The organism is Nocardia sp. CA-084685, from assembly GCF_050955785.1.
In the GTDB taxonomy this organism is placed as follows: Bacteria; Actinomycetota; Actinomycetes; order Mycobacteriales; family Mycobacteriaceae; genus Nocardia.
The window spans coordinates 3,141,252-3,159,458 of sequence record NZ_CP192094.1 but is presented as its reverse complement, the minus strand read 5'-3'; the positions used below and the strand labels follow the sequence as shown (position 1 = coordinate 3,159,458).

Annotated in this window: 17 protein-coding genes; 7 read left to right on the top strand and 10 right to left on the bottom strand. The window is 64.8% G+C overall.

What is annotated here, in order from left to right:
- Positions 1–20: 20 nt before the first annotated feature.
- Positions 21–1,097, bottom strand: a complete 1,077-nt coding sequence (locus ACQP2U_RS14410; RefSeq protein ID WP_433715099.1) for an NAD(P)H-dependent amine dehydrogenase family protein — start codon at positions 1,095–1,097, stop codon at positions 21–23.
- A 208-nt stretch (positions 1,098–1,305) separates the two neighbouring features.
- Positions 1,306–1,908 (bottom strand): TetR family transcriptional regulator, encoded by a 603-nt coding sequence (locus ACQP2U_RS14405; protein WP_433716468.1) that lies wholly within the window; start codon positions 1,906–1,908, stop codon positions 1,306–1,308.
- A 163-nt stretch (positions 1,909–2,071) separates the two neighbouring features.
- Between ACQP2U_RS14405 and ACQP2U_RS14400 the strand changes: the two genes are divergently transcribed.
- From ACQP2U_RS14400 to ACQP2U_RS14385, 4 genes are all read left to right on the top strand, one after another.
- Positions 2,072–2,905, top strand: coding sequence for a mycofactocin-coupled SDR family oxidoreductase (locus ACQP2U_RS14400; protein ID WP_397034493.1), 834 nt, complete (start codon positions 2,072–2,074; stop codon positions 2,903–2,905).
- Between the two features lie 11 nt (positions 2,906–2,916).
- Complete coding sequence (locus ACQP2U_RS14395; RefSeq protein WP_433715098.1) at positions 2,917–3,738, top strand: mycofactocin-coupled SDR family oxidoreductase; 822 nt, start codon at positions 2,917–2,919, stop codon at positions 3,736–3,738.
- A 70-nt stretch (positions 3,739–3,808) separates the two neighbouring features.
- Positions 3,809–4,639, top strand: coding sequence for a carboxymuconolactone decarboxylase family protein (locus ACQP2U_RS14390; RefSeq protein ID WP_433715097.1), 831 nt, complete (start codon positions 3,809–3,811; stop codon positions 4,637–4,639).
- Positions 4,640–4,647: 8 nt separating this feature from the next.
- The gene (locus ACQP2U_RS14385) at positions 4,648–6,126 is read left to right on the top strand and encodes an aldehyde dehydrogenase family protein (protein WP_433715096.1); all 1,479 of its coding nucleotides are present in this window, start codon (positions 4,648–4,650) and stop codon (positions 6,124–6,126) included.
- A 212-nt stretch (positions 6,127–6,338) separates the two neighbouring features.
- Here ACQP2U_RS14385 and ACQP2U_RS14380 read toward each other — a convergent pair whose 3' ends face one another.
- Positions 6,339–6,758 carry a winged helix DNA-binding protein gene (locus ACQP2U_RS14380; RefSeq protein WP_433715095.1) on the bottom strand — a complete coding sequence of 140 codons (420 nt, stop codon included), beginning with the start codon at positions 6,756–6,758 and terminating at the stop codon, positions 6,339–6,341.
- Positions 6,759–6,919: 161 nt separating this feature from the next.
- On the opposite strand from ACQP2U_RS14380, the gene ACQP2U_RS14375 reads away from it, so the two are divergent.
- Both ACQP2U_RS14375 and ACQP2U_RS14370 read left to right on the top strand, forming a co-directional pair.
- Positions 6,920–8,806 (top strand): hypothetical protein, encoded by a 1,887-nt coding sequence (locus ACQP2U_RS14375; protein WP_433715094.1) that lies wholly within the window; start codon positions 6,920–6,922, stop codon positions 8,804–8,806.
- Between the two features lie 245 nt (positions 8,807–9,051).
- Positions 9,052–9,879, top strand: a complete 828-nt coding sequence (locus ACQP2U_RS14370; RefSeq protein WP_433715093.1) for a hypothetical protein — start codon at positions 9,052–9,054, stop codon at positions 9,877–9,879.
- A gap of 64 nt (positions 9,880–9,943) precedes the next feature.
- Here ACQP2U_RS14370 and ACQP2U_RS14365 read toward each other — a convergent pair whose 3' ends face one another.
- The 6 genes from ACQP2U_RS14365 to ACQP2U_RS14340 form a co-directional block, all read right to left on the bottom strand.
- Positions 9,944–10,762, bottom strand: coding sequence for an NAD(P)-dependent oxidoreductase (locus ACQP2U_RS14365; RefSeq protein ID WP_433715092.1), 819 nt, complete (start codon positions 10,760–10,762; stop codon positions 9,944–9,946).
- A gap of 164 nt (positions 10,763–10,926) precedes the next feature.
- Positions 10,927–11,763, bottom strand: coding sequence for a mycofactocin-coupled SDR family oxidoreductase (locus ACQP2U_RS14360; protein ID WP_433715091.1), 837 nt, complete (start codon positions 11,761–11,763; stop codon positions 10,927–10,929).
- Positions 11,764–11,768: 5 nt separating this feature from the next.
- Positions 11,769–12,449, bottom strand: coding sequence for an SRPBCC family protein (locus ACQP2U_RS14355; RefSeq protein ID WP_433715090.1), 681 nt, complete (start codon positions 12,447–12,449; stop codon positions 11,769–11,771).
- A complete protein-coding gene (locus tag ACQP2U_RS14350) occupies positions 12,446–12,937 on the bottom strand; it encodes a (2Fe-2S)-binding protein (RefSeq protein WP_433715089.1) in 492 nt (163 codons plus the stop codon). Before ACQP2U_RS14350 ends, ACQP2U_RS14355 begins: the two co-directional genes overlap by 4 nt.
- Entirely contained in the window at positions 12,930–13,805 is an 876-nt protein-coding gene (locus ACQP2U_RS14345) for an FAD binding domain-containing protein (RefSeq protein WP_433715088.1), read from the bottom strand. The genes ACQP2U_RS14350 and ACQP2U_RS14345 overlap by 8 nt, the downstream gene beginning before the upstream one ends.
- Complete coding sequence (locus tag ACQP2U_RS14340) at positions 13,802–16,147, bottom strand: xanthine dehydrogenase family protein molybdopterin-binding subunit (protein ID WP_433715087.1); 2,346 nt, start codon at positions 16,145–16,147, stop codon at positions 13,802–13,804. Before ACQP2U_RS14340 ends, ACQP2U_RS14345 begins: the two co-directional genes overlap by 4 nt.
- A 351-nt stretch (positions 16,148–16,498) precedes the next feature.
- Between ACQP2U_RS14340 and ACQP2U_RS14335 the strand changes: the two genes are divergently transcribed.
- Positions 16,499–17,575: an XdhC family protein gene (locus ACQP2U_RS14335; protein WP_433715086.1), complete on the top strand. Its 1,077-nt coding sequence runs from the start codon at positions 16,499–16,501 to the stop codon at positions 17,573–17,575.
- Here ACQP2U_RS14335 and ACQP2U_RS14330 read toward each other — a convergent pair.
- The gene (locus tag ACQP2U_RS14330) at positions 17,539–18,165 is read right to left on the bottom strand and encodes a TetR/AcrR family transcriptional regulator (protein WP_433715085.1); all 627 of its coding nucleotides are present in this window, start codon (positions 18,163–18,165) and stop codon (positions 17,539–17,541) included. The genes ACQP2U_RS14335 and ACQP2U_RS14330 overlap by 37 nt on opposite strands.
- Positions 18,166–18,207 lie beyond the last annotated feature (42 nt).

Sequence of the window (18,207 nt, the reverse complement as noted above, 5' to 3'; positions counted from 1 at the left end):
GCGGTACTCCTACGGGCCGATCATGCCAGCGACGCTGTAATAGTGGGAAGGTCGACCGCGGTGCGGATCCCGGGCGCGGCTGCGCAGACGAATGGAATCGCGTTCACCGGCCGATTGGCGGTATAGGCCGGTGAGATCTCGTTCATCTGCGTCAGCGGGAACGGAAAGCGCATATCGATGTCCAACGGCGCGTCACCGTCGACCCGCACGCGCCACCCGGTAGGGCGAAGATCCCAGGCGGCGTCGATGTCGGTGGTGCAGTACCAGTTGGCGCGAAACTGCAGCAGCACCGTCCCCTTGTGTCGCCCGGAAATCGTGATTCGTTGCGCCGCCACCGTTCCCGCCTCCAGTGTGCCCGCGACGATCTCCGTCCGACGCCGGGCGAGTGCGACTTCGGCGGTGGCGTCGACGGCATCCAACGGCCTGCCGATGGCGTCGGCGACCAGCTGCAGCGACGGCCCGAAGGCGTGCCGCAGATTATCCGCCCGCCGGGTGTCGAACTGTGCGGGCGGACGGCCGAACCCCATGATCTCGAACGGGATCGCCGGTGAATCCCGTTGCGACATATCGGCGTATTCCTCGATCGTGAGGCCACGCAACTCGCGCTGAATCGAGGACAGCACGAGCGGAACCGCTTCGGTGATGAAGCCGGGACTGCTTCCGGTGCTGTGGATCGAGGTGTTCCCGGCCCGACAGGCGGACTCGACGCGCGCGCGGACGGCCGGATCCATACTCGCAGGACGGTGGAATTCGCCGCAGGTGGTGACGATATTGGCCCCCGATTCCAGCAACCGGCACACGGTATCGATATCACAGCGCAGCGGCATGTAGAGCACACAATCGGCGCCGAGGGCGAGGATCTGATCGAGACTGCCGGTAGCCGTGACACCGGTGGCGCCCAGCCCACACAACTCCCCCGCGTCGCGCCCGACTTTGTCAGCCGAGTAGGCGTAGACACCGACCAGGGCTAGGTTCGGATGCTCGATCACCGCTCGCAGAGCCCGTGCTCCGACATCGCCGGTAGCCCATTGGACCACCCGATAGGAAGAAGTGATCGGCGAGTCGATGACAGTGTGGGACAACGAAACCGATTTCATGCCTGCCTCGTTCGGTCGGTCTTCCTCGACGAGCTGGGGCGGTGGGTTCCACATGAAGGAGCGTGCTTCGCGTACACCCGACGAGAATGACAATCTCTTATTTTGATAACAGTATTACCACAGGTCAGCAACTAGGTGGCCGAGTTTTCCGCGTCGCCGACGCTCGACGGTTTCGGGTCACTGCCGACTCCGATCGAAAGACCCAGCGCTACCGGCTCTTGTGCGCAGCTTCGTACCCCGATGTCAGCCAGTACACCGTGCGGTCGACCGCGGGCACGATCGCGGTTACATCGATCTCGCCGCACGCGAAGCGCCCCAGGAGGCCGTAGACCAGGCTCGACAGGATCGTCTCGAGATCTCGCACGAAATCGGCGGCGACGTCGGCCAGCACCGCCATGGCGGCGGGAACGACGGCGTCGAATCCGCGTCGGATCAACTTCTCGCCACCCGGCGTGGAGCGGGCCCGGAAATAGGCGGCAAGCAGGGCGGGGTGACGCTCCCACGGTTCGAAAATGCTGCGCAACACCCGCATGAGACCGACATAGAGGCTCTCGTCGAGACCTGAGACCTGCACGTCGAGTCCGGCGTACCGGTTCTCCGCCATCCACAAGTCCAGCGCCGCCAGGATCAGCTCATCCCGGGTGCCATACAGCTTGTAGATCTTGGTCAGCGATACCCGGGCGCGCCGTGCGACCTCGCGCAACAGCAATGCTTCGTACCCCTCGGTCTCGAGCAGTTCCACGACCGCCCGCCGGATCCGGTCGCTCGCCTCCTCCGGCACCTCGCCCGACTCCACACCCGCCCTCGCGATCAAAATCCGATTCCTTCCCGCACGCCAGCGAGCGTGCTACTCTCCAATTCTGGTAATCAGATTACCGCAGTACAGCGCACACTTTCGCGCTTTATGATAACCGTGTTCTCGCCCGACTCGGCCGGGGCGGCACGGATCCGCTCGGCATTGAAGTGAGGATCAAATGGGTTCGTTAGATGGCAAAGTAGCCTTCATCACCGGTGTAGCGCGTGGGCAGGGCCGAAGCCACGCCGTGCGATTGGCTACCGAAGGTGCCGACATCATCGGTGTGGACATCTGTGCCGACATCCCCGCCAACCCGTACCCGTTGGCCACGCGCGAGGAGCTCGACGAGACCGTCGCACTCGTGGAGGCCAAGGGCCGTCGCATGCTCGGCTCGGTCGCCGACGTACGTGACTTTCATCAGATACGCGCCGCCTTGGACTCCGGTGTCGCCGAATTGGGCCGCCTCGACATCGTTTGCGCCAACGCCGGGATCGCCCCGACATCGTTCGAAGAGGTTCCGATCGAGACCGAACTCGAAATGTGGAACGCCGTGATCGGAGTCAATCTCTCCGGTGTTTTCCATGTCACCCGCGCCGCGATCCCGCACCTGATCGCCGGCCAGCGCGGGGGCGTCATCACCTTGACCAGTTCCACCGCCGGTCTGGTCGGCCTCGGCGGCATGGAGGGTGGTGGCCTCGGCTACGCGGCCGCCAAGTCCGGCCTCGTCGGCATCATGCGAGTACTGGCGAATGTGCTTGCACCGCATAGCATTCGGGTCAACACCGTGCACCCGACCGCGGTGAACACCATGATGGCCATCAATCCGGCGATGATGGAGTGGGTGCAGAACCATCCCGAATCCGGGGGTCCGCACCTGATGAACCCCATGCCGGTCGCGATGCTCGAACCCGAGGACATCAGCGCGGCGATCGCCTTCCTGGCCTCCGACGAGGCCAAATACATCACCGGTGTGGCACTGCCCGTCGACGCCGGCTTCTGCAACAAGTTGTGAGCAGGGCCGAGATGACCGAAAACACGCAACGTATCGGACGCGTAGCCGGCAAGCGAGTGCTCATCACCGGCGCTGCCCGCGGTATGGGTCGCAGCCATGCGGTCCGGCTGGCAGAAGAGGGCGCCGACCTGATCCTGATAGATGTCTGCGGACCGCTGCCGGAGATCGAGTACCCACTGTCCACGCCCGCGGATCTGGCGGAGACGGCGCGCCTGGTCGATAAGCACAACCGCCGCGCGATCACCAAAACGATAGACATCCGCGACGCTGCGGCACTGGCTGCGGCCGTCGCGGACGGTGTCGCACAGCTGGGCGGCCTCGACGCCGTCGTGGCCAATGCCGGTGTACTGACCGCGGGCACTTGGGATACGACGACACCCGAGCAGTGGCGGACCGTGGTGGATGTCAACCTGATCGGTACGTGGAACACCTGCGCCGCGGCGCTTCCGCATCTGGTCGAGCGCGGCGGCAGCATCGTCAACATCAGCTCGGCCGCCGCTATCAAGGGCACGCCGCTGCACATCCCCTACACCGCCTCGAAGCTCGGCGTCGTAGGAATGAGCAAGGCACTCGCCAATGAGCTTGCGGCACAGAATGTTCGCGTCAACACGGTGCATCCGACCGGAGTCCCGACCGGAATGACTCCGGCGTCACTGTTCAAACTGCTCACCGAAGAGCGGCCGGATCTGGCTCCGCTGTTCGGCAACGCACTCCCGGTCCCGATGGTGGAGGCCCTCGACATCAGTAATGCCGTGCTGTACCTGGTCTCCGACGAGGCGCGCTACGTCACCGGCATGGAGTTCAAGGTCGACGCCGGCGTCACCCTCAAGTAGCACTCCGCTCCCGCACGCGAGACCCGATCACCGCAGCGCCCGGAGCACCGACACAGAAGGCACACAATTCATGACAACAAACACGGTGGGTACCCCGGACCTGGCCCGCTCGGAACGCGGCAAGCGCGAGTTCGCCGAGGTGATGACGTTCCCAGCCCCGGACGATTCGAGCCCGACCATCGCCAATGGCCTGGTCGACTTCGTGTTCGCCGAGATCTGGACCCGTCCCGGGCTGACCCGGCGGGAACGGCGTTTCATCACGCTGTCCTGCGTCGCCGACGCCGACGCCGAGCAGCCGATCCTCGACCACGTCTACGCGGCGCTGAACAGCGGTGACATCACCATCACCGAAATGCGCGAAGCGGTCTTACATTTCGCGGTCTACGCCGGCTGGCCCAAGGCCTCCCGATTCAACATGATCGTCGATCAGCAGTGGGAACGCATCAATCGCGAACGCGGACAGGAGGTTCCGCCGCAGGAACCGCTGCTGCCGCTGGTCACACCCAGCGACCCCCAAGCCCGGCTGGCCCGCGGCGAACAATCCTTCATGGACGTCAACTGTCTGCCCTACTTTCCCGACCGCGACAACCCGTACCAGGGCGCGGGAATTCTCAACTTCGTCTTCGGTGAGATGTGGCTGCGGCCGGGGCTGGGGATGAAGGAGCGGCGTCTGATCACGGTCGCTTGTGTGGCATTCCAGGACGCGCCGTACCCGATCATGTCCCACGTCTATGCCGCGCTGAAGAGCAAGGATCTGTCCTTCGCCGAAATGGACGAATTCGCATTGCATTTCGCCGCCTATTCCGGTTGGCCGAAGGCGTCTCAGCTCAACCAAATGATCGCCGAGCAGAAGCCGCGGGTGCTGGAGGAATGGCACGCCGAAGACGGAAAGACACCGTAGGAGCACTCATGTCTACGACAACGGAAACTCTGCAACCGCCCGAACCTCCATTGCGGGGTGGATTGGTCATCGGCGGTGACCGGCTCGAACGGACCTCCGGCGGCAGCCAGGAACACATCTACCCTGCCACCGGACGACCCAACGCGACGCTCCATCTGGCAGGCCCCGCGGAGATGGACCAGGCGGTCGATTCCGGGCGGGCGGCGCACCGGGAATGGATGTCGTTCACCGCCGACCGCCGCCGAGATCTGCTCATCGATCTGGCGGACGCGGTCGGACAGGGCATGGGGGACTTCTCGCGGCTCAACGTGCAGGACTACGCGGTACCGGTGTCGCTGGCCATCAATACCGTGCTGCTCGAACGTTTCCTGCGCCATTTCGCCGGATATGTCGACAAACCGCACGGCCTCAGCACACCGGTGGCCGGCTCCCTCGACCTCAACTTGATCGAGCGCGAACCCTACGGTGTGGTCGGTGTGATCGCGCCGTGGAACGGCGCCATGGTCGTGGCCGCGTCGTGCGTAGCGCCGGCGCTGGCCGCGGGCAATGCCGTCGTGTTGAAGCCGTCGGTGCTGGCGCCCTTCGCCGCCCTGCGTTTCGGAGAGCTGTGCACGGAGGTCGGGCTGCCGACCGGGCTAGTCAACGTGGTGCCCGCGCGGGCCGAGGGCGGTGACGCCCTCGTGCGACACCCCGGCATTCGCAAGATCCATTTCACCGGTGGCGGCGACACCGCGCGCAAGATCCTGGCGAGTGCGGCGGTCAATCTGACGCCAGTGGTGGCCGAATTGGGCGGCAAGTCGGCCAACCTTGTCTTCGAGGACGCGAACCTGGATGCGGCGGCGCAGCTGGCGGCGTACCAGGGTCCGATCGTGCAGTCGGGGCAAAGTTGTGCCTGCGCGAGCCGCATCCTCGTGCACGAGTCCGTCTACGACGGCTTCCTCGAGAAGTTCGTCGCAGTTGTCGAGGCTGCGAAGATCGGCGACCCCTTCGATCCGACCGTCACGTTCGGTCCCGTGATCAGTGCGGGCGACGCCGAACGAATCCTCGGTGTGATCGACCAAGCCGTTGCCGACAAGTCCGGAGAGCTGATCACGGGTGGCAAACGCATCGGCGGCGATCTGGCCGATGGTTACTACATCCAGCCCACGGTGTTCGGCAACGTCGACAACTCCTCGGCGCTGGCGCAGATCGAGACCTTCGGCCCGGTCGTGTCGGTGATCAAGTTCGCCGACGAGGCGGAAGCGATCCGCATCGCCAACGATTCGCCGTACGGGTTGAACGCCTTCATCCAGACCACCAATCTCACCCGGGCACACCGGGTGGCGCGGCAACTGGAGGCGGGTTCGATCTGGATCAATCAGATCAGCGACATCTCGCCACAGGGACCTTACGGCGGCTACAAGCAGAGCGGCTACGGCCGCACCGGCGGCCTCGATGGCCTGTACGAATTCCTACAGGTCAAAAACATCCGGATCGGGATGACCTGAGACGAACTCGGCAGGTAGACCGACGATGCGGGCCCGGTGACCGAAACGGCCGCTGGGCCCGCACCATGCCCGTCGATATGCCCGGAGTCGAGCCACATCCACGGCGGACCGACCGGCTCGACGTACGGAGCTGATCGCCGCGGCCATCGGTTAGGCCCTTCGCGCGTTGCTCCGCACGCATGCGTCCGACGGCGGTGCCGACAATGGCACCATCACCGATCCGGCAGCAGCACGTCAGCGAGCTCGGCAAGCAGTTCCTTCGCCCGGCGAGCCGCGACCGGATCACCCAGCGCGGCGACCAAGGCATCGTCGACGCGCGGAGCGGTTCGTCGTGCGATGGCCTTGAACAGGACATCGGTTGGATAGACAAGGGTGCGCCGCCGGTCGGCCGGGTCGATGTCGGTGGCCAGCAGCGCCTCATCGACCAGCCGCGCAACGCAGTCGGATACATGGCCTTGGGAGAATGCGATCCGCCCGGTTATCTCGCCGACCGAACTGCCCGGATTGTCGATCACATCGGTCAGCACGGCGATCTCCCCCTCCGGGGGAAGTTCGTCAGCGGATTCGAGACCGGCCTGACGCGCGAGCTCGATCAGATATCTACCCAGCCGGTGCAGCCGTCTCCCATCCATGGGACAAGCATACGACATCCATTGGTACCGATACATTATCATGAATGTATCGGTACCGATATTATTCCGGAATCGCATACACCCCTCCGGAATCCACATTACGGTGGGCCGATAACAGCGTTACCAAAGAGATTGCAAGCATAACTGCAGGTAGGTGCTACATGGGCGATGTGACTCACGTTCGTTGGTCTGGACGGGCCCGGCACCGGTGGCGCATCGCCGTCGTGGTGCTGTCGGTGTTGGCAAGTCTGTCCTGGCAGCCGGCGTTGGCGGAACCATCGGCAAGCGTGGTGACGGTGGACCCATCCGATCAGCTGCACATCAAGGCCGACGTCAGCGAGTTGCCGGTACCGCCGACGGCACCGTCCACCGACGCGGGCTCGTGCACTGAGGCGGTCAATCCGCACACCACGGGCTGCGTCAGCCCTGCCTGGGGCGCGCTGGGTGCGGTGGGTACGTACTACCCCTCGAGCGATTACGCGCTGGTTGGCGCGGTCCTCGCCGGCGCACCGGCGGCAGGGCCCGCCAGCAGTTTCAACGGCCCGCAGGTGCTGTTGGTGCACACCGACGGCAAGACCTTCCCCAACGGCGACGGCTGGAAGTGCCTGACCTGCGGTGTTGCCTACCCGGCGAGTTGGAGCGACAACAACAATTTCACGTACGCGCTCAACAGTTTCCATGACGGTAAACGGGCGCTTGCCGGCTCGGCCATCATCGACTGCGGCCAATACCAGTTCGCCGATGAGCAATGCACACCGGCGCAACTGCATGCCTATGCGCTGTACTGGGACGATGGCTCCGGTAAACCCGGCACGCTGCGGGAACCACGCCTGAATCCGGACGACAAGCAGATCGGATTCAGCTACATACCGCCGTCGAAGGAAGTCCTCGCAGAGTATGCCTTCGCGGGCACACTGAGATTCGACCAGGCGAACGGCCGCTACGACATCGACAACGTGCGGACTATGTACAACCCGAATCCCGAGTTCCAGCCGTACACGGTCGACGGCAACCAGTTGAAGTTCAACCCGGCCGGAATGATCGGCGAGTTCCGCGGCTGGAGCGCCGACGGCACATCCGCTCTCGGCATCCAGAGCTACGAGTCCGGCGGCATCGACCTGTGGGCAACCGACAACGCCACCGGAAAGTCGCGGCCACTCACCCGGCACGCGATGTACACCGACCCGAACTCCGCCTCGCCCGACGGGAGATACCTGCTGTCGGAGCAGGTGATCGGTTCCGGCAGGCTGGACTTCATCTCCGGTCTGGGGGGTATTCCGCCGATCACCGACCAGATGCCGACCACCGCACACATCTCCGGCATACGCAATAACGGGCAACGCCGGTTCTTCCTGCCGTATCTGGTCGACGCCGACTCCGGACGCGGCGAGCACATCGACACTCCGGGCGAACCGAACTGGAACGCCGCCGCGGACCCCGCCTGGCTGGCCGACAGCACCGCAGCGATATGGGCGGAGAACCTCGTGACAACACCGGCTTGCGGTGGCGGCAACCCGCTGCCCTGCCCGACATCCGATGAGCCTGGCGGCCGCCACAGCCGGGTGATGATCGCCCGTTTCGATGGCCTCCGGCCGACCCCACCGCCGACCGTGGCGCCGGCGCCGGATGTGGCGTGGGGTCTGCCGTACCACCCCGGCGACACACTGCCCGCATTCCCACATCTGCCGGGCGGGACCTACGCGCTCGAGGGTGCGACGGGCGGCCGGGCGGACGTGGTGATCACCGAGGACTCGTCGAAGGCACTGATCTCGAAGATCGAAGTCACCTACACCGATTTCCAGAACGACCCCGACGCCACGATCAACGGCACCGAGAGCGTGGAACGCGGGTCCGACGCCCAGATCGCCGCGATCACCTGGCACGAAAATCTGAAGGTGACCGGCAAACATCAGGGAACCAAGGTCACCAGTGAGCCCGGTGGATTCACCCTGTCACCGGCAGTGCTGGAAAACAACTTCCAAGCCACGGGCACCATGACAACCACCATCGATGGGACGACCTACACGCAGCCGGCCAACGGGGCCTAGCCGAAGTCCGACCGAATCGCCCGCAGGCGATGTCGACCCGGGCGAATTACTGCCGACGATTGCGATTCGCAATCGTCGATTAGTTGTGCAATTCGAAAAGCGTCCCACGACCTGCGCTATGAGACTCCGCGACAAAAGCTTCGGTGAGGCCTTGCCGCCGTCGGCAAATATCCTTACGGTGTCGTTGTAGCGATCGAACGTAGAGTCCCGATATCCAATGACACGCTCTTTCGGTAGCCTGTTCGATGAATTCGAACGGAGGCGACGAATTCGAATGCCCGCCGAATTCGGTATTGCCCGGCTGCCAACCGAATACGTGTAAGCGGACATCGCACTACCCCGATCGGCTACGGAGCAATGTCGTTCCGAAGACCGTCGAGGAAACGGTGCGGGATGACGCCGCTCTCGAGTCGGCGCGGCACAGGGCCGTGACGATCACCGCTTTGCTCGACGAGATGGAAACACCGATGGCTGCTCGACCCGTTGATCTCACCTCCCACAAAGTCCGGCGAGTGCACCCGCTCGCCCGTGCGGCAGCAGAGGCCCGCAACCATCGTCAGCGATATCAGCTGGTAGTGGTCGCGCCGGGAATTGCCGAAGTCGTCCGATACGCCGGCGGCTGGCTCTTCGATCGGGTAATGGCCGGATGGGATGTCACGGCGATGATCGCGGACCACACGGATACCCGCCCGCTCGACATTCTCGGTGTGCAGGTGGTCGGCCTCGACGAGGCATTGAGCTCACGGGTGCGAAGCCCACTGCCGCAGACCATCGCCATCGATGCCGGGCTATATGCCGCGGATGCCCGGGTGCGGGACGGGATGCTCGATGTCTTCGATCACCTGCTGATCGATCAAGTGATCCTCTGGGGTGATGAGTGTCCCACCGAGATCGACCGTCGGGTCGACTCGGTACAGCACCGGCTCAGTGTGGCCGCGCGGGCGTTCAAGCTGCGTGCCCTCTCGGCCATCGTCGCCGCGGTGGATACGGCCGAGCCGACCGAGCGATTTCGCGGCTGCGCCCTCTATCCGGGAGGTGGCGGTTTCGGAGATCTCGTTCCGGCCGTCCGGTAGCCGGACTGGAACCAGCCGCCGGGTGCCGGAAGGACGCACCATGCGGTGGCGAATCCGATATCGCTCAGCGGAACGCGTCCATCAGGGCAAGCGTGGTCTCGGCCGCCGTGAGCACCGGGCCCTTCGGCGCATCGGCTCGCACGGCGAGATCGGTTACCAGGCCGACGTCCTTGCGCAACAGGTCGGCGGCATAGATTGCCAGCTGCTGAAGGCTTCCCCCCAGCGGCGCGATTGTGCTCAGCGCAACGCTGTTTCCGCTGCCATGGGCGATGACCTCACCGAGCCGCATGGTGTCGACACCGAGTTCGCGTCCGAGGTCGAACGTCGTGGCGGCGGTCGCGAGGTTCGCCGTGAACAGCAGATTGTTGAGCAGCTTGGCGACCTGTCCGGCGCCCAGTTCACCAAGATGGACGACATGCCCAGCGTAGGTGTCGAACACCGGCCGGCACCGCTCGACCACTTCGGTATCGCCGCCGGCCATCACCAGCAATCTGCGCTCGGCGGCGGCCTGTCCGCCGCCGCTCACGGGTGCGTCTATCATCGAAACACCCTGGTCTGCGGCTTTTTTCGCCAACTCGCGACAGGTGTCGGGATGCACGGTGCTGTGTACCGTGAGTACGCCGCCACTCGCCAGTCCGGCCAGGACCCCATCCGCGCCGTCGACAACCTCGATGACATCAGCGTCGCCGACCACACACACGCACACCAGATCGCTGGCCGCGGCGAGCGCGGCGGGAGAAGTCGCCACCGCCGCGCCGGTGTCCGCGAACCCCGCCAGCGTCTCTGGTCTGCGCGCCCACAGTGTGGTCTGGTAGCCCGCCTCGATGATGCGGCGCGCCATGGGTCCGCCCTGGCTGCCCAGTCCGATAAAGCCTATGCGCATAGTCAGTCCTTCAGGTGAATTCGAGATACTCACGTCGATTGCCTCCGGTAGATCCACGCGCCAGCGGGGTGGCAACGCACCGTCGAGCCGGATTCCCCGACCGTTGACGAACGGGTTGTGGACGATCGTCTCGACCAGCAGCGCGAATTCCTTTGGTCTTCGGCTTACTTCAGCAGCATGCCGGCGTCGACCGGCAGGGCGACACCGGTAATGAACCTGGCCTCATCGGAGACCAGGAACAGTGCCGCGTTGGCGATATCTTCGGCATCGACCCAGGGTGTGGGTAGCACGTGCATTCTCTGCGATGCCGGAGCGAAGTCCTCCTTCGTCGGGTTCTCCAGGTCGGGCCGAAACATCCGGAAAGTCTCGTCATTGAGCAGCAGCGGTGTGCCGACCTGGGTCGGGCAGATCGCATTAACGCGAATACTCTTGTCCCCCAGCTCTATTGCCAGCGTTCGCATCACGCCGATGACGCCATGCTTGGCGGCGATGTAGTGTCCGATATTCGGGTGCGCGCGCAGACCACCGCTGGAGCTGGTGATCACGATGGAACCGCCGCGACCACCCGCGACGAGATGCGGGATGCCTGCCTTCGCAGTGAGCCAGACCCCGGTCAGGTTGACGTCGATCATGTCGCGCCACACCTTCTCGCTCATGCGGTCGAGCCGCTTGCCTTCGCTGCCCAGGCCGGCGTTCGCCACCACGATATCGAGCCGTCCGAACCGCTCGACGCCCTCGTCGACGACCGCTTTCATCGCGTCGTAGTCGCGCACATCCACCTCGGCGGCGATGATTCGGCGGCCGAGCGCCTGCACCTGGTCGACAGTCTCGGCCAGATCCGCCGGCGTCGACATTGGAATAATGACGCCATCGAGCTGCTTGCAGACATCGACGCAGATAATGTCGGCGCCCTCTTGGGCGAGGCGCACGGCGTGGGCACGACCCTGCCCACGGGCGGCACCGGTAATGAAGGCGACCTTGCCCTCAACTCTTCCAGCCATCTGTCTCACCTTTCACGGTGGCGGCGGCGAAGCAACACCACAATGTTCAGCGCCAGTAGCAATGCCACCGCCGGCGGACCGAAACGCTTCAAGCGGCCCAAACCGGCCGCTTCGAGCAGGTCGATGGGTTCGGCCGCTACGCGCGGCGCGGTAGCCGACGCCGTCACCCCGGCGCCGACCGCATTGCCGTCGTCTTCGGAATCCGACTCCAGTGCAACGACTTCCGTCGAATCCCGGTCCTTGGCGGCGGTGATCTCCTTGGCGAGATTCGCGGCGAATCGGCCGATGAGCGTGCCCGCCACCTCGGCCAGAGTGCCGCGACCGAACTGCGCGGGCTTGCCGGTGATAGCCAGGTCGGTCTCCACGACAACGTCGGTAGCACCATCGGATTCCGCCAGTCGACAGGTGATGACAGCGTGCGCGGTGCCGTTGCCACGAGTTTCTCGTCCGCCGCCCTCGAGCACGGCGACCTTGGTCGCCTCGTCGGTCGACCGAAATTTGATAACGCCGGTATAGGTCAGACCGACGGGGCCGAGTTTGACTTTGATCTTGCCGGTGTAGCCGTCGTCGTCCTTGCCCGTGAGCACGGCCCCGGGCACACAGGGCGCGATCCGCTCGATGTCGAGCAGCACGTTCCACGCGTCCGACACCGGGACGGGAATGCTGAAGGTGTTCTCGAGCTTCATGCGGAGTCCTTCACTATGCCGCTCTTTTCCGCCGCCGCCCGGACGGCCTCGATGATCCCCTGGTATCCCGTGCAGCGGCACAGGTTTCCGGATATGGCTGCACGAATCTCCTCGTCCGTTGGATGCGGATTGTCGCGCAGGAATGCGGTCGCGGTGACGACGAAACCCGGTGTGCAGAAACCACATTGCAGGCCGTGGTGCTCCCGCAACGCGGCTTGCACGGGCGATAGTTCACCGTCGGCCGCGGCCATCCCCTCGACGGTTGTGATCTCGGCGCCGTCGGCCTGTACAGCGAAACCCAGGCAGGCCCGCACCGCCTCCCCATCCAGCAGTATCGTGCAGGCCCCGCACACCCCGTGCTCGCAGCCGAGATGGGTACCGGTCAGCCCGCAGTCGATCCGCAGAAAATCGGCGAGGGTACGCCGGGGTGGCACGACCTTACGCCACGCGAACCCATTGACCCGCACCTGAATTTCGACATCAGTCATCACTAGCCTCCTGCACCGCACGCCGCCACGCACGCGCCACCATGGCCGCACCGACGCGGCGGCGATAGTCGGCTGATCCATGTAGATCCGATGGCACCGAATCCAGCCCGGACACCGAGGTACGTCCGACATCCCCGGGGTCCACCTCGCTTGCGGCACGACCGATCAGCTCGACTTCGGCCGCACCCGCTCGTACCGCCATCGGTCCGAGTCCGAACAATCCGACCGCGCACCGGTCGATGCGCGAATCCGCATCCAGACGCACCGCGACCGTGGCCCCCGCGATAGCGAAATCGCCGCTGCGACGGGCGAATTCCTCGATCGCGAAGCCGCACCGCCCGTGGCGCACCGGAAATACGATGCCGGTCAGCAGTTCATCTTCGGCCAGTTCGGTGCTCCACATCCCGGTGAAGAAATCGGCTGCGGCGATCGTCCGCCGCCCGCGCGGTGACAGCGCTTCGAGTTCCGCATCGAGTGTCAGTGCCACCGCGGGATATTCGGCCGCCGCATCGGCATGGGCGATTGATCCACCGATAGTGCCACGGTTGCGGATCTGGAAATGGCCGATCAGCGGGGTCGCGCGCGACAACAGTGGGACGGATCCGCGGATTTCCGCGGACTTGCCGACCGCGGAATGCGTTGTTCCGGCGCCGATCCACACTGAATCATCGCGACTGTCGATGCCGCGCAATTCCTTCAGGCGGCGCAAGTCGACGAGGTGGTCGAAGACCGCTAGGCGAAGGATGAGCATCGGCATCAGGCTCTGCCCACCGGCGATCGCCTTGGCTCCATCGCCGAGTTCGGCCAAGAGTTCGACCGCCTCCTGCGCGGTCGCCGGCGCGTGGTACTCGAACGCTGCCGGCTTCACCCGGTCACCGCCTTGGCGTCAGCCGCATCGATCAGCGCGAGGATCGCGGCGGGAGTCAGCGGCAGCCGGGAGACTTCCACGCCGAACGGGGCCAGCGCATCCGCGACCGCGTTGACCACCGCTGGCGAGGAACCGATCGCGCCGCCCTCCCCCACCCCCTTGTAGCCGCCGGGCCCGGGTCCCGGTGTTTCGATGTGACCGAGCTCGATGACCGGCACCTCCGTGGCCGTCGGGATCAAGTAATCCATAAACGTGGTGGCGACGGGGTTTCCGCTCTCGTCGTAGGCGAGATTCTCGTAGAGCGCCCCGCCGATGCCCTGCACCGTGCCGCCGTAGATCTGGCCTTCCACCACACTGGGGTTGATCATGGGGCCGCAGTCCTCGCTGACGATGTAGCGCAACAGCGTGACCTCGCCGGTCTCGATGTCGACCTCGCATGTGCACAGGTGGGTCGCGTTGGCCCAGATCATCGGGCTCTGTGCGCGATAGCGCCCGCTACATTCCAACCCCGCGGGCACACCGGGGGGCAGCGCATCCGGCTGAAAATAGGCAATCGCGGCAATCTCGGGCAACGACAACTCGGCATCGGACGCCCCGCGCGCCGTAGGCCGCCCGTGTGTGAACTCCACCTCGCCGACCGCCACACCCAAGCGATGGGCCGCGATGGCCAGAATCCGTTCCCGCAGTATCGATGCCGTCTCGGCGATCGCCCCTGCCACCATCGAGCCGGAACGGCTGCCGCCGGTGCCGGCACCGAACGGTGTCACAGCTGTATCCCCCTGGATGGTGTGGACATCTGCGATGTCCACACCGAGCGCGTCGGCGGTCAGCTGAATCGCGGTTGTCTCCAGGCTGTTTCCCGAGGATCCACCGGCGAGATACACGTTGACCTTGCCCGAGGGCTCGATGCGGATCGTCGCGCCCTCGGTACCGTGGTACGGGGTCGACGCTGCGGTCGGCTCCAGATATGTACACGTGCCGACGCCGAGGAAGCGGCCTTGCGCGCGAGCCAGTTCCTGCTCACGGCGGAAGGCCGGATAATCGAGCATCCCGAGCGCCTGCTCGAACGTCTCCAGCGGCGTGACATCGCTGTAGCGCATGCCGCTCGGGTTGAGTAGCGGCAAGTCCTCGCGGCGCACCATGTTCCGGCGGCGCAACTCGGCCGGGTCGATGCCAAGTCGCCGTGCGGCGGTGTCGAGCAACACCTCCCGCGCCATCGATTCGAACTGCCACGGTCCGCGATACGCCACTCGCCCGACGGTGTTGGAGTACAGCATCTTCATTGTGAACGTCGCCGCGGGCACCCGATACGGCCCGGGGAACAGCATCCCGACAACTGCCGCGGCCGTCATCGGCGACGGCACCGGATAGGCCCCGACGTTCTGCACGTAGTCGAGCGAGGCGGCCAGAATCGTGCCGTCCCGGTCGAAGGCCATGCTGGCCTCGCCATGGTCCTGGCGCGCCAGCCCCGCCGAGATCAGGTGTTCCTGCCGGTCCTCGATCCACTTCAGCGCGACCGGTACCTTCGTCGCCGCCAACATGACACAGATGTCCTCACGCTGGACCACCACCTTCTGCCCGAAGCCGCCTCCGGTGTCGCCCACTATGACTCGCACCCGATGCTCGTCGACACCGAGCAGCCGGGCGCAGAAGCCGCGCACCTCGTGCGGCGCCTGGGTCGAGGTCCAGATCGTCATCTCACCGGCCGATGCCGACCACTGCGCGACCACTCCGCGGGTCTCCATCGGCACCGGCGTATACGCCTGCTGAAAGATGGTCTGGCGCACCACATTCGGTGCCGCATCGAACAGCGGCGCCATCTCTTCGGCTGGTCGGCCGGACAGCTGTCCCGCAATGTTCCCCGGAAAACGGGCGTGCACGAGGGCCTGCGAACCTTCTGCGGTCGTGTAATCGACCACGGCAGGCAGGGGCTCATAGTCGACGACGACCAACTCCGCCGCGTCTTCGGCTAGATATCGGTCGGAGGCGACGACCAGCGCAACCGGATCCCCGACGAACCGCACCTCGTCCTCGGCCAGCGGCGGCCAATTCAACGCGGGCAGGTGCGGCCCATCGATCCGGTACGACTGATCGTGCACGCCGAGATTGAGGTCCGCGGCCAGAAAGACGGCGTAAACCCCTTCGAGCGCAACGGCTTCCATGGTATCGATGCCGACGATCCTGGCGCGGGGCAACGGACTGCGCACAAAGCAGGCGTGCAGCATCCCCGGCCGCGACACATCATCGACGAATGATCCGGCGCCCGTGAGCAGCCTCGGATCCTCGATCCGCAGGACGCGTGTACCGGCATAGGTATCGGAGGTCGTTTGTGCGGTAGTCACCGCTCACCCTTTTCCTCGGTATGCCGTGCGATCGACCAACACTCAGGTGCTCGACTACGCCGGTACTTCGGTTCGTGCATTTGGCCTCCATGTACGCCGGATGGCATCACACGACATCGGCGCATACCGCTTTTGCTCAGCTCCAGCCCCGCCACTAGATGGATGGCGTTGCGCGGCTCGACCGAATCGATCCACCCGGATCCGTCATCCGCGACGGTTCTGTCTGCGGCTCTCGGCATCGATATTGTGCTGTTCAACTGTCTAGCATCGGACTCGAATACCTGTCAATAGACGTGTATGTCAGATATGAGAATGATATTCTCGTCCGTGGCACGGCTCGAGAGGATGATCATGCGCGAATTGTCGGCACAGCTCTTGCGATGGCATGCACAGCGCGCTTCGTATGCCGTAGCCACGGTTGTCGACGTAACCGGAAGCGCGCCACGGCTGCCCGGCGCAACCATGGCCGTGAACGACGCCGGCACCGTCATCGGCAGCATCTCGGGCGGCTGCGTGGAAGCGGCCGTCTACGACCTGTGCCGTCAGGTATTGCGGTCGGGTACGCCGACGCGGGAGACGTTCGGCTACAGCGATTCCGACGCCTTCGCGGTCGGGCTCACCTGTGGTGGCGAGGTCGCGGTTCTCGTCCATCGAGTCACCGATCAGGAGTATCCGGCCATCGAAGCCGTCCTGCGAGCCGAACGCCCGATATCTCTGGTTCGCGATCTGAGAACCGGCGAGATCAGCGCTGTCGGACCAGAAGAAACTACCGGTGCGAAGTTCGATCCGATAGTGGTGCGGCAAGCTTTGGGCATGCTCGACGCCGACGCATCCGGCGTGCGGATAATCGGATGCGACGATGCCCAACGCGCGGTATTCATCGAGTCCTTCGGCTCGCAACCACGTCTGATCGTTTGCGGGGCAACCGATTTCAGCGCCGCGCTGTGCCGGGTCGGGCGATTGCTCGGTTACCGGGTCACCGTTTGCGATGCGCGTTCAGTGTTCACCACGCGGGCGCGATTCCCCGACGCCGACGAGGTGGTGGTGGACTGGCCACATCGGTACCTCGACCGCACCCACGTTGATTCGCGCACAGCGGTGTGCGTGCTGACACACGATCCGAAGTTCGATATTCCGGTCCTGCAGCTGGCATTGCGGCTACCGATCGGATACATCGGCGCGATGGGCTCACGCCGCGCTGACGCAGATCGTCGTGCACGTTTGCGGGCAGCAGGTCTCACCGAGTCCGAGCTGCGTCGTCTGCACTCACCGATCGGTTTGGAACTGGGCGGACGGACTCCCGAGGAGATCGCGGTGGCGATTGCCGCGGAGATCGTCGCCGTGCGGCGCGGTGGGTCGACCAAGCCGTTGTCCGCGACGAACCGGCCTATTCATGCCGTGTCGGATTTGCAGCCGTCACCGACCTGACCTGTGGCAACTTCCGGTGGCTCCAAGATGTCGAGGTAATGCTCGACCAGAGCGAGCATCTCGTCATGGCCCATCGTGAAACCGAAGTTGGCTTCCATCACCATGATTCGCGGCAGACCCGAGAGCAGCATCGACAGCGTCACCGGCGTGATCTGCGCGGCATCGGTACGGCGCTCCCGCAGGATGAATGTGAAAGCGGTGACCTGGATTTCCCGGTACCGCCGCGCATAAGCCATCAGCTCGCTACGAATTGCCTTGCGATGGTTGGCCAGCGCGATGAACTCCTGCATCAGCGCGTTGCCGCGCGGATCCCGGGACAGTTCCCACAGGGCATGCAGCGGCCGGTCCGAGGTCAGCGCTTGCATTTGGCGTTCGAAGTTGGCCTCGGTTCCCTCACTGAAAACCGCGAGGAACAAATCCTCCATGGTCGGGAAGTAATAATGCACCAACGCGGGCTTGACACCCGCCTCGGCGGCCACCCGGCGGGTCGTCGCGGCGGCGTAGCCCTCCTCGGTCATGACCCGGGCAGTGGCTTCCAGAAGAGTGCGCCGCGTCGCCGAGTCCTTCGCGCCGCGCCTGCGGGTGGACATGACGCGAGGCTATCACTGGGCAGTCGGACAGCAGCGGCCGGA